This window comes from Plantactinospora sp. KBS50, from assembly GCF_002285795.1.
Taxonomy (GTDB): Bacteria; Actinomycetota; Actinomycetes; order Mycobacteriales; family Micromonosporaceae; genus KBS50.
In genome coordinates this window covers 3819014-3838893 of sequence record NZ_CP022961.1, presented here as the reverse complement: position 1 = coordinate 3838893, position 19880 = coordinate 3819014, and the positions used below count along the sequence as shown (strand labels likewise).

The window sequence follows — 19880 nt, the reverse complement described above, 5'->3', positions numbered from 1 at the left end:
GGTGGTCGCCGGGCCGGACTGCACGACGGTGCCGCCGGGGTGCCCGTGCTGCGCACCGCGCAGGTGGCGGCGGACGGCTCCGACGGGCCCATCACCGACGCGGACCGGCTCGCGCCGCTGCACCCCGGGAACACCGCGTACGTCATCTACACCTCCGGGTCGACCGGGGCGCCCAAGGGCGTGGTGGTGCCGCACGCCGGCCTCGCCGACCTGGCCGCCACCTTCGCGCGGACCTGGCGGGTCACCCCCGGGGACCGGATCGCCCAGTTCGCGTCGCCCAGCTTCGACGTCACCATCGCCGAGCTGGCGGTCAGCCTGCTGGTCGGGGCCACCCTGGTGATCGCGCCCGAGCAGGACCGGCTCGGCGCGTCGTTCGCCGCGTTCGTCCGCGACCGGGCCGTCACGCACTTCGCGCTGCCGCCGGCCGCGCTCGGCGCGCTGCCCGAGGGCAGCATCCCGGCGGGGGTCACCGTGGTCGTCGGCGCCGACCGGCTGCCGCCGGAACTGGTCCGCCGCTGGGCGCGCGGGCATCGCATGATCAACGCGTACGGGCCGACCGAGGCGACGGTCAACTCGACGTTCTGGGAGTGCGCGGCCGACACCCCGGTGCTGATCGGCCGGCCGGACCTGGGCAAGCGGGCGTACGTGCTGGACGCGGCGCTGCGGCCGGTGCCGCCCGGGGTACCCGGCGAGCTGTACCTGGCCGGCTCCGGGCTGGCCCGCGGCTACCTGGGCCGGGCCGCGCTCAGCGCGGAACGCTTCGTGGCCGACCCGTACGCCGCCGGTGAGCGGATGTACCGCACCGGTGACCTGGCCCGGCGGGCCGCCGACGGCCAGATCGAGTTCCTCGGCCGGGTCGACGACCAGGTGAAGATCCGCGGCTTCCGGATCGAGCCCGGCGAGGTCGCCGCGGTGCTCACCGAGCACCCCGCGGTGCGGCACGCCGCGGTCGTGGTCCGGGACGGCCGCCTGATCGCCTACGTCGAGACCGGTCGTCCCGGGACCGGGCAGGTCGGGACCGGGCAGGCCGGTGCCGAGCCGGCGGCGCTGCGCGAGTGGACCGCCGGCCGGCTGCCCGACTACCTCGTGCCGGCGGTCGTGGTGGTGCTGGACGCGCTGCCGCGCACCGCGGGCGGCAAGGTGGACCGGGCGGCGCTTCCCGAACCGGTGCTCACCCGGGACGTCGACCGGCCGGCCGGCGCCCGGCAGGAACTGCTGGCCACGATCGTCGCCGAGGTGCTCGGCCTGGCCGAGGTCGGCGTGCGGGAGGGCTTCTTCGCCCTGGGCGGGGACAGCATTCTGGCCCTGCAACTGGTGTCCCGGGCCCGGGCCGCGGGGCTGGACCTGACCGCCCGGCAGGTGTTCGAGCACCAGAGCGTCGCCGCCCTCGCCGAGGTCGCGGTGGCGGCGGCCGGCGCGACCGGCCCGGGTGCACCGGGAGCAGCGGCCGAGCCGGCCACCGGCGACGTGCCGCTCACCCCGATCATGGCCTGGCTGCGCGACCAGGACGGCCCGATCGCCGGGTTCAGCCAGTCGGTGCTGCTGCGCGTACCGGCCGGGCTCACCGCCGAGCGGCTCACCGGCACCCTCCAGGCGGTGCTGGACCGGCACGACCTGCTGCGCGCCCGGTGGACCGGCGCCGGGCTGACCGTGCCGCCGCCCGGCAGCGTCGACGCCGCGTCGCTGCTGCGGGTCGCGGACCCCGGCCCGGCGCAGGTGGACCCCGGCGGGCCGTCGGGCGGAGCGGTGCCGGCGCCGGTGGACCCCGGGCGGCTGGCCGCCGAGCATGCGGCGGCGCTGCGCCGGCTCGACCCGGCCGCCGGGCGGATGCTCCAGGCCGTCTGGCTCCCCCCGGGCCGGCTGCTGCTGGTCGCGCACCACCTGGTCGTCGACGGCGTCTCCTGGCGGATCATCGCGGGCGACCTGGCCACCGCGAGCCGCGGCCTGGACCTGCCTCCGGCCGGTACCCCGTTCCGGGCCTGGGCGCGCGGCCTGACCGCCGCGGCCGGGCGGCGCGGCGCCGAGCTGCCGTACTGGCGGTCCGTGCTGGAGGGTCCGCGCACCCCGCTGGGGTGCCGCCCGGTCGGTCCGGGCGACACGGTGGCCGGGCTGCGCCAGCACCGGCTGCGGCTGGCACCGCAGGAGACGCGCCCGCTGCTCACCGACGTACCCGAGGCGTTCCGCGCCGGCGTGCAGGACGTACTGCTGGCCGGCCTCGCGCTCGCGGTGCGGACCTGGCGGGGCGGCGACGGCGGGCTGCTGCTGCGGCTGGAGGGGCACGGCCGGGAGGAACACCTGGTGCCCGGCGCCGACCTGTCCCGCACGGTCGGCTGGTTCACCACCGAGTTCCCGGTCCGGATCGACCCGGGCGGCGACGACCCGACCGTGGCGCTGAAGCGGGTCAAGGAGCAACTGCGCGCGGTGCCGGACGCCGGCGCCGGCTACGGGCTGCTGCGCCACCTCGACCCGGCCGGCGCGGCGGCGCTGGGCGCCGCGCCCGCCCCGGAACTGCTCTTCAACTACCTGGGCCGGATGACCGCCGGCGGCGACGCGAACTGGGTCGCCGCCGCCGAGAACGACACCCTGCCCGACGGGATCGACCCGGCCTTCCCGGTCGGGCACACGCTGGAGATCAACGCGGCGACCCTCGACCTGCCCGGCGGGCCGGAACTGGACGTGCGGCTCAGCTATCCGGCGGGCGTGCTGGACGACGCGGACGTGGCCCGGCTCGCCCGGCTCTGGCGGGAGGCGCTGGGCCGGCTGACCGGCGCCGGCGGCGGGCACACCCCGTCCGACCTGCTGGTCACGCTCAGCCAGGACGAGATCGACGAGTTCGAAGACGAGTGGAGGCCCTTGTGACCAGCCCGGGCGGACTACAGGACATCCTGCCCCTGTCGCCCCTTCAGGAGGGTCTCTACTTCCTGTCCGCGTATGCCGACGGCGGCTCCGACGTGTACGTGGTGCAGCAGGTGCTCACGTTGGACGGTGCGCTGGACGCGGCCCGGCTGCGCGCCGCCGCTCAGGCCGTGCTGGACCGGCACGCCAACCTGCGGGCCGCGTTCCGGCCGCGCCGGGCCGGCCAGCCGGTGCAGCTCATCCCGGCCACGCTGCCGGTCGACTGGACCGAGATCGACCTGCGGGACCGGCCCGACGAGGCCGACGCCGTCACGGACGAGCAGCGGCGCCGCCCGTTCGACCTGGCCCGGCCGCCGCTGCTGCGCTGGACGCTGCTGCGGCTGCGTCCGGACCGGCACCGGCTGGTGCTCACCAGCCACCACATCCTGCTCGACGGCTGGTCCGCGCCGCTGCTCGTGCGGGACCTGCTGACCCTGTACGCCGGCGGGACGCTGCCGGCCGCGCGGCCGTACAAGGACCACCTCGCCTGGGTGGCCCGGCAGGACCGGAACGCCGCCGAGCGCGCCTGGCGGGACGCGCTGGACGGGATCGAGGACGGCACCCTCGTCCGGCCCGGTGCGGCGCCGTCGGCGGCCGAACCGGAGACGCTGGAGACGCGGGTCGACGCCGCGCTGACCGACCGGCTCAACGCCGTCGCCCGGGCGCACGGGTTGACCCTGAACACGGTGGTGCAGGGGGTCTGGGCGTTGGTGCTGGTGGAGCTGACCGGTCGTACCGATGTGGTGTTCGGTGTGACGGTGTCGGGGCGGCCGGCGGGGTTGGCCGGGGTCGAGGAGATGGTGGGGCTGTTCATCAACACCGTGCCGGTACGGGTCCGGCCGCGGGCGGCCGACACCTGGACCAGCTTCCTCACCCGGCTCCAGGCCGAGCAGGCCGCGCTGCTGGACCACCAGCACCTCGGCCTGGCGGCCATCCAGCGGCAGGCCGGGGTCGGGTCGCTCTTCGACACGCTGCTGGTCTTCGAGAGCTACCCGCTGGACGCCGACGGCATCCGGGAACTGGAGGCCGCCGCCGGGCTGCGCCTGGCCGAGGTGTCCGGACGGGACGCCACGCACTACCCGTTCACGCTGACCGTCGTACCGGACCGGGAGATCGTGCTGGGCGCCGAGTACCGGGCCGACGTGCTCGGCCGGGACGATGCCCGGCACCTGCTCGACCGGATGGTCACGCTGCTGCGCGCGGTCGCCGCCGACCCCGACCGCCGGCTCGCCACGCTGCCCACCGCGGCCCCCGGGCCGCAGTTGTACGCCGCGGCCGCCGGGCCGGGATCGGGCACCGCGGTCGCCGGGCCGCAGTCGGGCACCGCGGCGCCGGTGTCGCAGTGGGACGCCGCGTTCCCGGTGCCGGCCGGGACGCTGCTGGACGAGTTCGACGCCACGGTGGCCCGGATGCCGCACGCGGTGGCGGTGCGGTTCGGGGAGCGTTTCCTGCGCTACGCCGGCCTGGCGGACCGGGTGGAGCGGCTGGCCCGGGTGCTGGTGTCCCGGGGGGCCGGTCCGGAGCGGGTGGTGGCGGTGCTGCTGCCGCGCACCGAGGACGCGGTGGTGGCCTGGCTGGCGGTGCTGCGGGCGGGCGCGGTGTACCTGCCGGTGGATCCCGGCTACCCGCGCGAGCACGTCGAGTACCTGCTCGCCGACGCGCGACCCGCGGTGGTGCTGACCGGCGAACTGCTGGCCGCCGAGGTGCTGGCGGCGGCGCCCGAGGTCGCGCTGCCGGACCCGGATCCCCGCTCGGCGGCGTACCTGATCTACACGTCGGGGTCGACCGGCCGGCCGAAGGGGGTGCTGATCGAGCACCGCAGCCTGGCCAACCTCTTTCACCACCACCGGGACCGGCTGATCGTGCCGGTCGCGGCCGGGCGGCGGCTGCGGATGGCGCTCTCGGCGGCCACCGTGTTCGACACCTCCTGGGAGGGCGTGCTGTGGCTGGTGGCCGGCCACGAGTTGCACGTGCTCGACGACGAGACCCGGCGCGACGCGGACCTGTTCGTCCGGTACGTGCGCGAGCACCGCGTCGACGCCCTGGACGTGGCGCCCTCGCTCGGCGCCGAACTGGTCAATGCCGGCCTGCTCGACGCCGGCCTGCTCGACGCCCCAGCAGCGCCGGCCGGCGCCGGGCACGTCCCGGCGCTGGTCATGCTCGGCGGCGAGGCGACCGGCCCGGCGCTGTGGACCGCGTTGCGGTCGGCGTCGGGGACGGTGGGGGTGAATTTGTACGGTCCGACGGAGTGCACTGTGGACGCGTTGTTGGCGTGGGTGGGTGGCAGTGTGTTTCCGGTGGTGGGTGGGCCGGTGGGTAATGCGCGGGTGTATGTGTTGGACGGGTGGTTGCGGCCGGCGGTGTCGGGTGAGTTGTATGTGTCGGGTTTGCCGGTGGGTCGGGGGTATCTGGGTCGGTCGGGGTTGTCGGCGTCGCGGTTTGTGGCGGATCCGTTTCGGGTGGGGGAGCGGATGTATCGGACGGGGGATGTGGTGCGGTGGGTTGGTGGGGTGCTGGAGTTTGTGGGGCGTGTTGATGATCAGGTGAAGGTGCGGGGTTTTCGGGTGGAGCCGGGGGAGGTTGCGGGGGTGCTGGGGGAGCATCCGGGGGTTTCGCAGGTGGTGGTTGTTGGGGTGGGTGGCCGGTTGGTGGCGTATGTGGTGGCTGCTGCTGGTGGTTCGGTGGGGGGTTTGCGGGAGTGGGTTGCGGGGCGGTTGCCGGATTATCTGGTGCCGTCGGTGGTGGTGGGTTTGGATCGGTTGCCGGTGACGGTGTCGGGGAAGGTGGATCGGCGGGCGCTGCCCGCCCCCGACTTCTCGGCGCTCACCGGTGACGCCGCGCCCGGCACCCCGACCGAGGCGGTGCTCGCCGGGCTCTTCGCCGAGGTGCTCGGCCTGCCCTCGGTGGGCGTGCAGGACAGCTTCTTCACCCTCGGCGGGGACAGCATCGTCTCCATCCAACTCGTCGCCCGCGCCCGCGCCGCCGGACTGCGGATCACCCCGCGGCAGGTCTTCGAACTGCGCACCGTCGCCGCGCTCGCGGCCGTCGCCGTACCCGATGCCGCGCCGCGGCCCGCGCCCGCCACGGACGGGCTGGGCGAGGTCCCCCTCACCCCGGCCCTGGCCTGGCTGCGGGAGGTCGCGCCGCACGCGCGGTACACCCAGTCGATGACGCTGCGGGCGCCCGCCGGCCTCACCCCGCAGCGGCTGCGCACGGTCGTCCAGGCCCTGCTGGACCGGCACGACCTGCTGCGCGCCCGGTGGACCGGCACCGGGCTGACCGTACCGCCGGCCGGCAGCCTGGCCGCCGACGACGTGATCGGGCGGGACGGCGCACCGGTCCGGGTCGACCACGACGGCGACCGGGTACGCCTGGTCATCCACCACAGCGTCGTCGACGGGGTGTCCTGGCGCATCCTGCTGGCCGACCTGGACCAGGCGTGGCAGGACGTGACCGCGGGCCGTGCCCCGGCGCTGGCGCCCACCGGCACCTCGTTCCGGGCCTGGGCGCGCGGCCTCACCGCGGCGGCCCGGGACGCCGCGCAGCTCGACCGCTGGACCGCGACGCTGGGCGCGGCACCCGAGCCGCCGCTCGGGACGCGGGCCGTCGATCCGGCCCGGGACACCGTGGCCAGCGCGCGGACCGTGACCGTGCACCTGGACCCGGACCGGACCCGTCCGCTGGTCGGGGCGCTGCCCGCGGCGTTCCACGCCAGCGTGCCCGAGGTGCTGCTCACCGGGCTGGCGCTGGCGGTCACCGCCCGCACCGGGCGACCGGACGTGCTCGTCGAGCTGGAGGGACACGGCCGGGAGGAACACCTGGTGCCTGGCGCCGACCTGTCCCGCACCGTCGGCTGGTTCACCACCGAGTACCCGGTCCGGCTGTGCCCCGCCGGCACCGACCCGGCCACCGACGGCCGGCCAACCGGCGGCGCGGCCGGCGCGCTCAAGCGGATCAAGGAACAGCTCCGCGCGGTGCCGGACTCCGGCGCCCGGTACGGGCTGCTCCGGTATCTCAACCCGGCCACCTCGCACGTGCTCGCCCGCCGGCCCGAACCGCAGATCCTCTTCAACTACCTCGGCCGGTTCGCCGACGGCGGCGACGTACCGGACCGGGCGTGGGCGCCGCTGGGCGGCCTGGACGGCGACGCGGACCCGGCCATGCCGCTGGCCCGCGCGCTGGAGATCAACGCCTCGGTGCTGGACGGGCCGGACGGGCCGCGGCTGACCGTGGCACTTACCGCTCCGGACGGCGTACTCGCCGAACGGGACGTGCGGGACCTGGCCGAACGCTGGTTCGCGGAGCTGTCCACCCTCGACCCGGCCGCGGGCGGGCACACCCCGTCCGATCTGCTGCTGGCCGGCCTCGGCCAGGACGAGATCGAGGAGCTGGAACGGCGTCCCGGCGGGCTGGCCGACGTGTGGCCGCTGTCCCCGTTGCAGGAGGGCCTGGTCTTCCTCGCCGCCCTCGCCCGCAGCGCCGACGCCGCCGGCACGGTCGACGCGTACGTCGTGCAGCAGGTGATCGACCTCGACGGGCCGGTCGACCCGGCGCGCCTGCGGGCCGCCGGGCAGGCGCTGCTGGACCGGCACCCGGCGCTGCGGGTGTCCTTCCCGGCCGGACCCGGCGGTACGCCCCGACAGGTGGTGGCCGCCCACGTCGCGCTGCCCTGGACGGAACTGGACCTGACCGGCCCGGCCGACCCGCGGTCCGCGTTCGAGGCGTTCGCCGCCGCCGACCGGGAGCGCCCGTTCGACCTCGACGTCCCGCCGCTGCTGCGGCTCAGCCTGGTCCGGCTCGGCCAGCGGCGGCACCGGCTGGTGCTCACCAACCACCACGTGCTGCTCGACGGCTGGTCCACGCCGCTTGCCGTGCGCGACCTGTTCGACCTGTACGCCGGGCGCACCCTGCCGGCGCCGCCGCCGTACCGCGACTACCTGCGCTGGCTGGCCGGCGCCGACCGGGACGCCGCGCGGCGGGCCTGGCAGGCGGCGCTGGCCGGGCTGGAGCGGCCCACGCTTGTCGCCCCGGGCGCCGGCGCCGTGCTGGCCCGCCGGCCGGGCCGGCTCGAACACGACCTGCCGCGCGAGCTGACCGACCGGCTCACCGCGCTGGCCCGGGACCGGCAGGTCACCCTCAACACCCTGGTCCAGGCCGCCTGGGCGGTGCTGCTGGTGCAGCTCACCGGGCAGACCGACGTGGTCTTCGGCGGCACCGTCTCCGGCCGGCCGGCGCAGGTCCCCGGCGTCGAGGACATGGTCGGCTTCTTCATCAACACGCTGCCGGTCCGGGCCGCCCTGGACCCGGCGGAGAGCTGGACCGGGCTGCTGGCCCGGCTCGGCCGCGAGCAGTCGGCGCTGCTGGAGCACCAGCACCTGCCGCTGACCGAGGTGCAGCGGCTGGCCGGGCTGGGCCAGCTGTTCGACACGCTGACCATCTTCGAGAGCTACCCGCTGGACAGCGCCGGGCTGCACGCCGCGACCGGCGAGGCCGGGCTGCGGATGACCGACGTGACCGGCGACGACGCGCCGCACTACCCGCTCACCCTGGCCGTCGCGCCCGGCGAGCGGCTGCGGCTGGGCCTCGCGTACCGGGGCGACGTGTTCGACGGCGCGCGGGCCGAGGAGATCCTGGACCGGTTCGGCGCGCTGCTGGCCGAGATGGCGGCCGGGCCGGACCGCCCGGTGGGCCGGGCGCTGGCCGCCGCGCCGGACCGGCTCACCCGGGGCGGGACCGGCGTCGCGGCGGACGGGGCGACGCTGCCCCGGCTGTTCGCCGCGGCGGTCCGCGCCACCCCGGACGCGCTCGCCGTGGCCTGCGCCGACGAGCGGCTCAGCTACGCCCAGTTGGACGCCCGGGTGGCCGGGCTCGCCGGGCGGCTGCGCGAGCGCGGCGTCGGCCCGGAGAGCGTGGTGGCGGTGGCGCTGCCCCGCTCGGTCGACCTGGTGGTCGCGCTGTACGCGGTGCACCGGGCCGGTGCGGCGTACCTGCCGATCGACCCGTCGCACCCGGCCGAGCGCAACGAGTACCTGCTGGCCGATGCGGGTGCCACGGTGCTGATCACCCCGGAGAACGTGCACGAGACCGGCGTACCGGTCCTCGACCCGCCCGAGCTGCCCGCGGACGCCGCCGCGTACGTCATCTACACCTCCGGGTCGACCGGGCGGCCCAAGGGCGCCGTCGTGTCGCACCGGGCGATCGTCAACCGGCTGCGCTGGATGCAGCACGAGTACCCGTTGACCGCCGGTGAGCGGGTGCTGCAGAAGACCCCGGCCGGCTTCGACGTGTCGGTCTGGGAGTTCTTCTGGCCGCTGACCACCGGTGCCACGCTGGTGCTCGCCCGGCCCGACGGGCACCGCGATCCGGGCTACCTGGCCGGGCTGATCCGGCGGGAGCGGATCAGCACCGTCCACTTCGTACCGTCGATGCTGCGCGCCTTCCTCGCCGAGACCGCGGAGACCGCGGAGACCGCCGAGACCGCGGGCGCCGCGGGCGCCGCCGCCGCCGACGGCGGCCCCGCCGACCCGGCCGGCGGCGCTGCCGGCCGGCTGCCGCTGCGCCGGGTGATCTGCTCGGGCGAGGCGCTGCCGGGCGACCTGGCCCGCTGGTTCGGCCGGGCGCTGCCCGGCGTCGAGCTGCACAACCTGTACGGGCCGACGGAGGCCGCGGTCGACGTCACGTACCACCCGGTGGACACCGGCAGCGACGCGCCGCCGCCGATCGGCCGCCCGGTCTGGAACACCCGGCTGTACGTGCTGGACCCGTGGCTGCGGCCGGTGCCCGACGGGGTCACCGGCGAGCTGTACCTGGGCGGGGTGCAGCTGGCCCGGGGCTACCTGCGCCGGCCCGGACTGACCGCGCAGCGGTTCGTGGCCGACCCGTACGGCGGGCCGGGCGAACGGCTCTACCGCACCGGCGACCTGGCCCGGCTGCGCGACGGCGTCCTCGAATACGCCGGACGCACCGACGACCAGGTGAAGATCCGCGGCCTGCGGGTCGAACCGGGCGAGATCGAGGCCGCGCTGACCGCCCTGCCCGGGGTGACCGCGGCGGCCGTGCTGGCCCGCGACGACGGGCCGGCCCGGCGGCTGGTCGGCTATCTGGTCGGCGACCCGCCGGCCGACCCGGCCGCGGCGCTGCGCCAGAGCCTGCCCGAACACCTGGTGCCCGCCGCGTTCGTGCGGCTGGCGGCGTTGCCGCTGAGCCCGAACGGCAAGCTCGACCGGCGGGCGCTGCCCGCGCCGGACTTCGCGGCGCTGACCGGCGCGCGGCAGCCGCGTACCCCGGTCGAGGAGGTCTTCGCCGGGCTGGTCGCCGGGGTGCTGAGCCTGCCCTCGGTGGGCGTGCGGGACGACTTCTTCACCCTCGGCGGGGACAGCATCCTCGCCCTGGCGCTCACCGCCCGGGCGCGCGCCGCCGGCTGGCGGATCACCGCCCGGGACGTCTTCGACCGGCCCACCGTCGAGGGGCTGGCCGCGGTGGCCACCCCGCTTTCCGGGCAGCGGACCGACCCGGCCGACGGCTGGGGCGACGTACCGGCCACGCCGATCATGCGCGAGGCCGGCGCGGACGACCCCCGGCTGACCCAGTCCATGCTGGTCCGCACCCCGGCCGGGCTCACCCGCGCCGATCTGGAACGCCGGCTGGCGGCGCTGCTCGACCGGCACGACATGCTGCGCGCCCGGTGGACCGGCGCCGGCCTGCACGTGCCGCCGCCGGGCGGCGTGCCGGCCGCCGACGTGCTGGACGGGACGATCGACCCTGCCGCCGGGCGGATGCTGCGGGCGCGGCGGCTCGCCGGCGACCGGCTCCTCGTCGAGGTGCACCACCTCGCGGTCGACGCCGTGTCGTGGCCGATCCTGCTGGCCGACCTGGCCACCGACGGCCCGCTGCCGGCGGTGGGCACCTCGTTCCGGGCCTGGGCCCGCGCGCTCGCCGAGCGGGCCGCCGACCACCGCGCGGAACTGGAGCACTGGCGCGGTGTGCTGGCCGGGCCGCCGGCCTACCTGGCCGACGTGCCGCTGGACCCGGCCGTGGACACCCTCGGCACGCTGGCCGAGAGCACCGTACGGCTCGACCCGGACACCACCGCGGCACTGCTGGGCGCGGTGCCGGCCAGCGTGCGCGGCAGCACCCAGGACGCGCTGCTGGCCGGGCTGGCCCGCGCGGCCGGCCGGGACCTGCTGGTGGACCTGGAGGGGCACGGGCGCGAGGAGGCGCTGCTGCCCGGCGCCGACCTGTCCCGCACGGTGGGCTGGTTCACCACCGCCCACCCGGTGCGGATCGCCGAGGCCGGCATCAAGGCCGTGAAGGAGGCGGTGCGCGCCGCGCCGGCCGGCGGGATCGGGTACGGGCTGCTGCGCGCCGCCGGCGAGGCGCCGCCCGGTGCCGCCCCGGTGCTGTTCAACTACCTGGGCCGGCTGGACGCCGGAAGCCAGCCGGGCCGGCCCGAGGCCGCATCCGCGGCCGGGCCCGATGCCGGGTCGGAGACCGGGGCCGGGGCGGACCGGCCGTGGGCGCCGCTGCCCGGCGAGGGGCTGCGCGGCGACGCGCCCGACCACCTGCCGGCCCGGTACGCGCTGCGGCTGGAGGCGGCGGTCCGCGACGGTGCGCTGGTGCTCGCCGCGGCGTACCCGGCCCGGCTCGGCGAGACGGTCCGGGCGCTGCTGGAGCGCTGGACCGCGGCGCTGGCCGCGCTGGCGGCCGACCCGGAGCCGGGCGGGCTGACCCCCTCCGACGTGCTCGCCCCGGTCGACCAGGGCGAGCTGGACCGGCTCGCCGGGCGCTACCCGGGGCTGGTCGACGTGCTGCCGCTGACCCCGTTGCAGGAGGGCCTCTACTACCTGCACGCGCTGGACGGCGCGGACGTGTACACCGTGCAGCAGCAGCTCGACCTGGACGGCGAACTGGTGCCCGAGCGGCTGCGCGCCGCGGCCACGGCGCTGCTGCACCGGCACCCCAACCTGCGCGCCGCGTTCACCGCGACCGCCGCCGGCACCCCGGTGCAGGTGCTGCCGGCACCGCTGGACGCGCCGTGGCGGGTGGTGGACCTGAGCGGTCTGGCCGACGCGCCGCGCCGGGCCGAGGCGGACCGGCTGGCCGACGCGCAGCGGGCCGAGCCGTTCGACCTGGCCCGCCCGCCGCTGCTGCGCTTCCTGCTGCTGCGGCTGGGCGCCGACCGGCACCGGCTGGTGCTCACCCAGCACCACCTGCTGGTCGACGGCTGGTCCGGGCCGCTGGTGGCCCGGGAACTGTTCGCCGGGTACGCGGGCCAACCGCCGGCCGTGCGCCGGCCGTACCGGGACTACCTGGCCTGGCTGGCCGCGGCCGACCCGTCGGCCGCCCGCGACGCCTGGCGGGACGCGCTGGCCGGGGTGGCCGAGCCGACCCTGGTCGCCCCGGGCGCCACCGGCAGGGCGGCTCGGCTGCCCGGCGAGGTGACCGCCCAGTTGCCCGCCGCCGCGGTGGCGGCGGCCCGCCGGCACGGGTTGACCCTCAACACCCTGGTGCAGGGCCTGTGGGCGGTGCTGCTGGGCCGGTTGACCGGCCGCGACGACGTGGTCTTCGGGGCCACCGTCGCCGGCCGGCCGGCGGAGCTGCCCGGCGCCGAGGAGATCATCGGGTTGTTCATCAACACCGTCCCGGTGCGCGCCCGACTGACCCCGGGCGAGACCTGGGCCGACTTCCTCACCCGGCTCCAGCGGGAACAGTCGGCGCTGCTGGCCCACCAGCATGTCGGCCTGGCCACGATCCAGCGGATCGCCGGGGTGGGCGAGCTGTTCGACACGCTTGTGGTCTTCGAGAGCTACCCGGTCGACGGCGACCGGCTGGACGACAGCCAGCGGGCCGCCGGGCTCAAGCTGGCCGGGGTCACCAGCCGGGACGCCACGCACTACCCGCTGACCCTGGTGGCCGCCGAGGACGACGGCCTGCACCTGGCCCTGGAGTACCGGCCGGACGTGTTCGACGCGGCGACCGCGCGGCTGCTGCTGGACCGGCTCGTGGCGCTGGCGGCCGAGGTCGGCGCGCGGCCCGAGCGGCCGGTGGACCGCGCCGACGCGCTGACCGCCGACGAGCGGCGGCGGATGCTCGTCGACTGGAACGCCGGCGACCTGCCGGTCCCGCCGGCCACCCTGCCCGACCTGGTGACCGGCTGGGCGCGGCGGACCCCGGAGGCGACCGCGCTGGTGGTGGGGGCGCGCCGGTGGACCTACGCGGAACTGGTCGCCGAGGCCGACGGGCTGGCCGCGCGGCTGGCCGGGCGGGGCGCCGGCCCGGGGCGGATCGTCGCGCTGCTGCTGCCGCGCGGCGAGCACATCGTGCCGGCGATCCTCGGCGCGATGACCTCGGGCGCGGCGTACCTGCCGATCGACCCGGAGTATCCGCCCGCGCGGATCGCGGCGATGCTGCACGACGCCCGCCCGGTGGTCACCGTCGCGGTGGCGTCCACGGTGGACCTGCTGCCGGCCGGGGCGGCGCGGCTGGTGCTCGACGGGCCCGACCCGGCCGAGCCCGGCCCGGCCGAGCGCGGCCCGGCCGGCTCCGGTCCGGCCGGGTCCGACCCCGCCGAGCGCGGTCCGGCCGGCTCCGAGCCGGTCGGCGCCCGCCCGGCGCCGGCGCGGATCAGCCCGGACCATCCGGCGTACGTCATCTACACCTCCGGGTCGACCGGGGTGCCCAAGGGCGTGCTGGTGCCGCATCGCACGGTGGTGAACCTGTTCCACAGCCACCGGGACCGGATCCTCGGCCCGGCCGCGCGCCGGCTCGGCCGGCCGCTGCGGGTGGCGCACAACTGGTCGTTCGCCTTCGACGCGTCCTGGCAGCCGCTGCTCGCGCTGCTCGGCGGCGACGAACTGCACCTGGTCACCGACGAGCCGCGGCGCGACCCGCGGCTGTTGGCCGCGCTGCTGCGGGACAACGCCATCGACGTGATCGAGGTCGCCCCCTCGCACCTGGAGCAGTTGCTGGCCGCCGGCTTCGACGCGGCCGGACTGGCCGTGCTGGGCGTCGGCGGGGAGGCGGTGCCCGATCCGCTGTGGAGCGCGCTGGCCGCGCTGCCACAGACCGAGTCCTACAACTTCTACGGCCCGACCGAGTGCACGGTCGACGCCGTCGTGCAGCGGGTCAGGGAGGTGCCGCGGGCGCTGATCGGCCGGCCGGTGGCCAACACCCGCCTGTACGTGCTGGACGCCCGGCTGCGGCCGGTGCCGCCGGGGGTGGCCGGGGAGCTGTACGTCGGTGGCGCCGGGGTGGCGCTCGGCTACCTGCACCGGCCGGGGCTGAGCGCGGGCCGGTTCGTGGCCGACCCGTTCACCGGCACGGGGGACCGGATGTACCGCACCGGCGACGTGGTCCGGTGGACCGCCGAGGGCCGGATCGACTACCTGGGCCGCTCGGACGACCAGGTGAAGATCCGCGGCCACCGGGTCGAACTGGGCGAGCTGAGCAGCGCGCTCGCCGCGCATCCCGAGGTGACCCGGGCCGTCGCGGTGGCCGACCGGGGACGCCTGGTCGGGTACGTCGTGGGCGGCGCCGATCCGGCCGTGCTGCGCGGCTGGCTGGCGCAGCGGCTGCCCGCGCACCTGGTTCCGGCCGCGGTGGTGCGGATCGACGCCGTCCCGCTGACCGTGAACGGCAAGCTGGACCGGGCCGCCCTGCCCCGGCCCGAGTACCGGGCGGCCGGCCGGCCGCCGCGGGGACCGGACGAGGAACGGATCGCGGCCCTCTTCGCCGAGGTGCTCGACCTGCCGGCGGTCGGCGCCCAGGACAGCTTCTTCGACCTGGGTGGGGACAGCATCGCCGCGATGCGGCTGACCAGCCTGGCCCGGGCCGCCGGCCTGGAGATCCGGCTGCGGGACCTGGTGGCCCTGCGTACCGTCGCGGCCCTGGCGCAGGTGACCGGATGACCCGGATCGCGCTGCTCCGCTGGGCCGTACGGCGCTGCGCGCGCGGCCTGACCGCCTCCTGGCTGGGTGGCCTCGGCTACCAGGCCGGGCTGATCATGCTGCCCTGGTGCCTGGGCCGGGCGCTGGACGAGGGCATCGCCCCGGGCGACCGGCGGGCCCTGCTGTTCTGGGCCGGCGCGGTGCTGGCGGTCTCGGTGGGGCTCACCGCCGCCGAGTGGTCGATGCGCTGGTGGGCCACGCTCGCCGCGGTGCGCACCGGCAACACCCTGCTGCTGCGGCTGGCCGGCGCGGTGCTGCGCTGGGACGCCGCGGCCGCGCACCGGTTCTCCGCGGGGGACCTGGTGGTCCGCGGCACCCGGGACGTCGAACAGGTCACCGTCTGGCTCTCCGCGGTGCCGTCGCTGGCCAGCGGGTTGCTCGGGCTGCTCGCCGTGCTCGTCGTGGTGGCCACCCTGGATCCGCTGCTGGCCGTGGTCGGCCTGGCCACCGTGCCGCTGCTGATCCTGGTCAACCTGTGGTTCCCGCGCCGCTACGAGCGGGCCAACGCCGCGCTGTCCGGCGCGCACGGCGCCCGCGCCGACGCGGTGGAGGACCTGCTGTCGGCCAGCACCGCGGTCCGCGGCCTGGGCGGGGAGACCGTCCTCATCGAACGGCACCACGCGGCCAGTACGGCGGTCCGGGACCGTACCCTGGCGCTGGCCCGGATCGCCGCCGGCTGGGCGGCCAGCGCGCCGTTCGTGCCGTGGCTGGCCACCGGCGTCGGCGTCGCGGTCGGCGGCCTGGCCGTGCTGGACGGGCGGTTCACCGTCGGCGGCCTGGTGTCCTTCGCCAGCTGGATGACGCTGCTCGGCCGCCAGGTGATGATGCTGACCTTCCGGTTCGGGCAGACCGGCGACGCGTGGACCGCCGCCGGCCGGATCGGCGCCGTGCTGGAGGCCGCACCGGAGCTGGTCGAGCCGGCCGATCCGGTGCCGCTGCCCCGCTCCGGTGCGCTGCGCAGCACGGGTGTCCGGGTGGACCTGCCCGGCCGGGGGCCGCTGCGGCTGCCCGACCTGAGCGTCGAGCCGGGCGAGTTCGTGGCGGTCACGGGCGCGGTCGGCACCGGCAAGTCCACCCTGTTGCGGCTGCTGGCCCGGCTCGCCGACCCGGCCGCCGGCACGCTCGACTACGGCGGGGTGGACCTGCGTACCGCCGCGCTCGCGCAGGTCCGGGACACGATCACCCTGGTCGGGCAGCGGCCGCTGCTGCTGTCCGGCACGATCGCCGAGAACCTGCGGCTGGGCCGGGACGCGCTCTCCGACGAGGACCTGCGGCGCGCCTGCCGGACCGCCGGCATCCTCGGCTTCGTGGAGTCGCTGCCGGACGGCCTGGCCACCCTGGTCGGCGAGCGGGGCAGCTCGGTCTCCGGCGGCCAACTGCAACGCCTCGCGCTGGCCCGCGGCCTGCTGCGCGGCGCGCAGGTGCTGCTGCTGGACGACGTCACCTCGGCGGTGGACGCCCGGACCGAGCGGCGGATCCTGGACGGGCTGCGCGGCCTGGGCGTCACGATCGTCTTCGCCACCTCGCGTCCGGCGGTGGCCGCCCGCGCCGACCGGGTGATCGAGCTGGGTGTGCGCGACGGGGAGCTGGTGACCCATGGCTGAGGTGCGGATGCTGACCGAGGAGCCCGACCAGCGGCGGGTGTTGCGCCGGGCCTGGCCGCACCTGCGTGCCCACCGCGCGGCGATGGCCGGGGCGATCGCGGTCAACCTGCTCTCCACGCTGTCGCTCACGCTGGTGCCGGTGGCGATCGGCCGCGCGGTGGACCGGCTGCTCGACCAGGACCGGACCGGTCTGCTGGTGTACGCCGCCGCGGTGATCGTGCTGGTGGTGCTGCGGACGGTGCTGCTGCGCTGGTCGGAGCTGCTGCTCACCCGGGCCGGCGAGCGGGTCGTGCACGGTTTGCGGGACCTGGTGGTGGAGCGCCTCGGCGGCACCTCGCTGCGGTTCCTGGAGGCGCACCGCGGCGGCGAGCTGCTCCAGCGCTCCACGGTGGAGATCGCCGAGGTGGCCACCTTCGTCCGCTCCCAGCTGCCCGACCTGATCTCGCTTGGCGGCTATCTGCTGTTCACCGCGATCGTCCTGGCGACCTCGTCGTGGCAGCTGTTCGGCCTGCTGGTGCTGGTCTTCGGGCCGCCGGTGTGGCTGCTGGGCCGGCGGTTCCGCGCCGCCGCCGCCCGCGCGTACCCGGTGGAGGCCGCGGCCCAGGCGAGGGTGGCCGCGACCTTCTCGGAGAGCCTGCTGGCCCGCGAGCAGTTGCAGCTCGACGCGGCGACCAGCACCTGGCTGGCGCGGCTGCGCCGGGACACCGACGGCTACCTGGGCGCGGCCCGCGGCGCCCAGCGGGCCGCCACCTGGATCGACGGCACGTGGATCGCGCAGGGCCTGACCAGCGCGGCGCTGCTGGTGGCCGGCGGCCTGCTCGCCGGGCAGGGCGTGGTCACCATCGGCGTGGTGGTGACGTTCGTGCTGGCCAGCCGCGACCTGTTCGGCTCGGTGGACGACTTCGCGGTGGTCGCCGGCGAACTGCTGGAGACCCGGGTCGGCCTGGCCCGGATGCTGGACCTGCTGGCGGCCACCGAGCCGACGCGGGACCGCCGGCCACCGGCCGGGCCGGCGTCGACAGTGGCGACCGGGCCGGCGCCGGCACCCCGGGACGCGACCCCGGGCGACGGCCACGGGACACCGGGCCGGGCGGACGGGCTGCTGGCCGAGGCGGTGTGCTACCGCTACCGGGCGGACGAGCCGGTGCTGCACGACATCCGCGTCCACTTCGCCCCCGGCGAGCACGCCGGCCTGGTGGGCGAGACCGGTTCCGGCAAGACCACCCTGGCCAAGCTGCTCTGCGGTCTCTACCTGCCCGATTCCGGTACGGTCCGGCTCGGCGGCACCGATCTCGCGGAGCTGGACGGCGCCGAGCTGCGGCGCCGGCTGGTGCTCATCCCGCAGCAGGTGCACCTGGTGGCCGGGACGTTCGCCGACAACCTGGCGCTGGCCCCCGGCCGGCCCGGCCGGGACGACTTCGCCCGGGCGGCCGAGCGGCTCGGCCTCGACGGCTGGGTGGCCGGGCTGCCGGACGGTTTCGACACCGCGCTGGGCCGGCGCGGCGAACGCTTCTCGGCCGGCGAGCGCCAGCTCGTCGGGCTGATCCGGGCCGCCATGACCGACCCGGAGGTGCTGATCCTCGACGAGGCCACCGCGGACCTGGACCCAGGCACCGCGCACCGGATCGAGTCGGCGCTCGCGCGGCTGCGGGCCGGCCGTACCGTGCTGGTGATCGCACACCGGCCGTCCACCATCGAGCGGCTGCCGCGGGTCGTCCGCCTGCACGCCGGTCGCGTCGTCGCGGAGGAAAACCAGCCATGCCCATGATCGACCTGGACGGCGTCCGGCTCAGCTATGCCGACTCCGGTCACGGCCCGGCGGTGCTGCTCATCGCCGGCAGCGGCGCCCCGGGCCGCACCTGGCACCTGCACCAGGTGCCGGCGCTGTGCGCCGCCGGCTTCCGCGTGGTCACCTACGACAACCGGGGAGTCGCGCCCAGCGACGTGCCGGAGCAGGTACGCCTGGCCGACCTCGTCGCCGACGCGGTCGGGTTGATCGGTCGGCTCGGCCTGGGCCCGTGCCGGGTGGTCGGCTCGTCCATGGGCGCCCGGGTCGCCGCCGAGCTGTGCCGGGAACGCCCCGAACTGGTCGACCGGGCGGTGCTGATGGCCACCTTCGCGCGGCCCTCGGCGTTCCTGTCCGCGATGTCGGCGGCCGAGCGGGTCCGGGCCGCGTCCGGCGTCGCGCTGCCGGACGAGTACCGCGCGATGGTCCGGGCGGCGGTCAACCTGTCGCCGCGCACGATCGCGGACGACCGCCGGGCGCAGGACTGGCTGGACGTGTTCCAGCTCTCGCCGGCGGAGGAGGACGACGGCCGGCCGGGCCGGCTGGTGGACGGCGACACCGAGGACCGGACCGGGGCGTACGGCGCCATCGCGACGCCGTGCCTGGTGCTGGGCTTCGCCGACGACCTTGTCGCCCCGGCCCGCGGCTGCCGGGAGGTGGCCGCCGCGATTCCGGGGGCGCGCTACGTGCAGATCCCGGACGCCGGCCACTACGGCTACCTGGAGCAGCCCGGCCCGGTCAACACCGCGCTCATCGACTATCTGACCACGGAGGACCCCGCATGATCACCGCCCGCGACGTCGAACTCGTCTGGCACGACCTGACCCCGCGGCTGCTGGAGGTGCGCCGGGTCACCCGGCTGACCCCCGGCATGGTCCGGGTGACCCTCGGCGGCGAGCAGTTGGACGGTTTCCGCTACGCCGCGCCGGACGACCACGTGAAGGTCTTCTTTCCCGCGCCGGGCGCCGAACTGCCGGTGATGCCGACCCTGGGCGAGGACGGGCTGGAGCCGCCGCCGCCCGGCGCGCCGCTGCCGACCTACCGCGACTACACGGTCCGCTACCTGCGCCGGGACGAGCGCGAACTGGACATCGACTTCGCCCTGCACGGGCACGGCCCGGGGGCGTCCTGGGCGGCGCGGGCCCGGCCGGGGCAGCGGCTGGGGATTCTCGGTCCGCGGGGCTCCACGATGGTCCCGTACACCTTCGACTGGTACCTGCTGGGCGCGGACGAGACCGCGCTGCCGGCGCTGGGTGCCTGGCTGGAGGCGCTGCCCGCGGCGGCGACCGTGCTGGCCCTGGCCGAGGTGGCCGGTGCCGCCGAGCGGCAGCCGGTGGCCCGCGAGGTGACCTGGCTGCACCGCGACCGCGGTGAGTCGCTGGCGGACGCCGTCGCCGCGCTGGAACTGCCGCCGGGCGACGGCTACGTGTGGATCGCCGGCGAGGCGACCGGGCTCAGGCCGGTCCGCCGGGATCTGCGCGGGCGCGGGTTGAACCGGGACTGGCTGGAGATCGACGGCTATTGGAAGCGCGGCGTGGTGAACCTGGACCATCACGAGGAGGACGGCGAGTAGCCGGCCGCCGAATCCCGCCGCCGTCAGACCCTCGCGTTCGGCCTCGCCAGAGGTTAGGCTAACCTAACCTTGGCAAG

General features: G+C 76.8%; 6 protein-coding genes. All 6 read left to right on the top strand.

What is annotated here, in order from left to right; genetic code table 11:
• Nucleotides 1-39 precede the first annotated feature (39 nt).
• Genes CIK06_RS16735 through CIK06_RS16710 form a run of 6 tightly spaced genes read left to right on the top strand, consistent with a single transcriptional unit; the run spans nt 40 to nt 19803 of the window.
• Entirely contained in the window at nt 40-2859 is a 2820-nt protein-coding gene (locus CIK06_RS16735; RefSeq protein ID WP_157756803.1) for a non-ribosomal peptide synthetase, read from the top strand.
• Nucleotides 2856-14801: a non-ribosomal peptide synthetase gene (locus tag CIK06_RS16730; RefSeq protein ID WP_198347897.1), complete on the top strand. Its 11946-nt coding sequence runs from the start codon at nt 2856-2858 to the stop codon at nt 14799-14801. Before CIK06_RS16735 ends, CIK06_RS16730 begins: the two co-directional genes overlap by 4 nt.
• Complete coding sequence (locus tag CIK06_RS16725; protein ID WP_095565609.1) at nt 14798-16444, top strand: ABC transporter ATP-binding protein; 1647 nt, start codon at nt 14798-14800, stop codon at nt 16442-16444. Before CIK06_RS16730 ends, CIK06_RS16725 begins: the two co-directional genes overlap by 4 nt.
• Nucleotides 16437-18212: an ABC transporter ATP-binding protein gene (locus CIK06_RS16720; protein ID WP_095565608.1), complete on the top strand. Its 1776-nt coding sequence runs from the start codon at nt 16437-16439 to the stop codon at nt 18210-18212. The genes CIK06_RS16725 and CIK06_RS16720 overlap by 8 nt, the downstream gene beginning before the upstream one ends.
• On the top strand, nt 18203-19015 hold the full coding sequence (locus tag CIK06_RS16715) for an alpha/beta fold hydrolase (protein ID WP_095565607.1): 813 nt from the start codon (nt 18203-18205) through the stop codon (nt 19013-19015). Before CIK06_RS16720 ends, CIK06_RS16715 begins: the two co-directional genes overlap by 10 nt.
• Complete coding sequence (locus CIK06_RS16710; protein WP_095565606.1) at nt 19012-19803, top strand: siderophore-interacting protein; 792 nt, start codon at nt 19012-19014, stop codon at nt 19801-19803. Before CIK06_RS16715 ends, CIK06_RS16710 begins: the two co-directional genes overlap by 4 nt.
• Nucleotides 19804-19880: the final 77 nt, after the last annotated feature.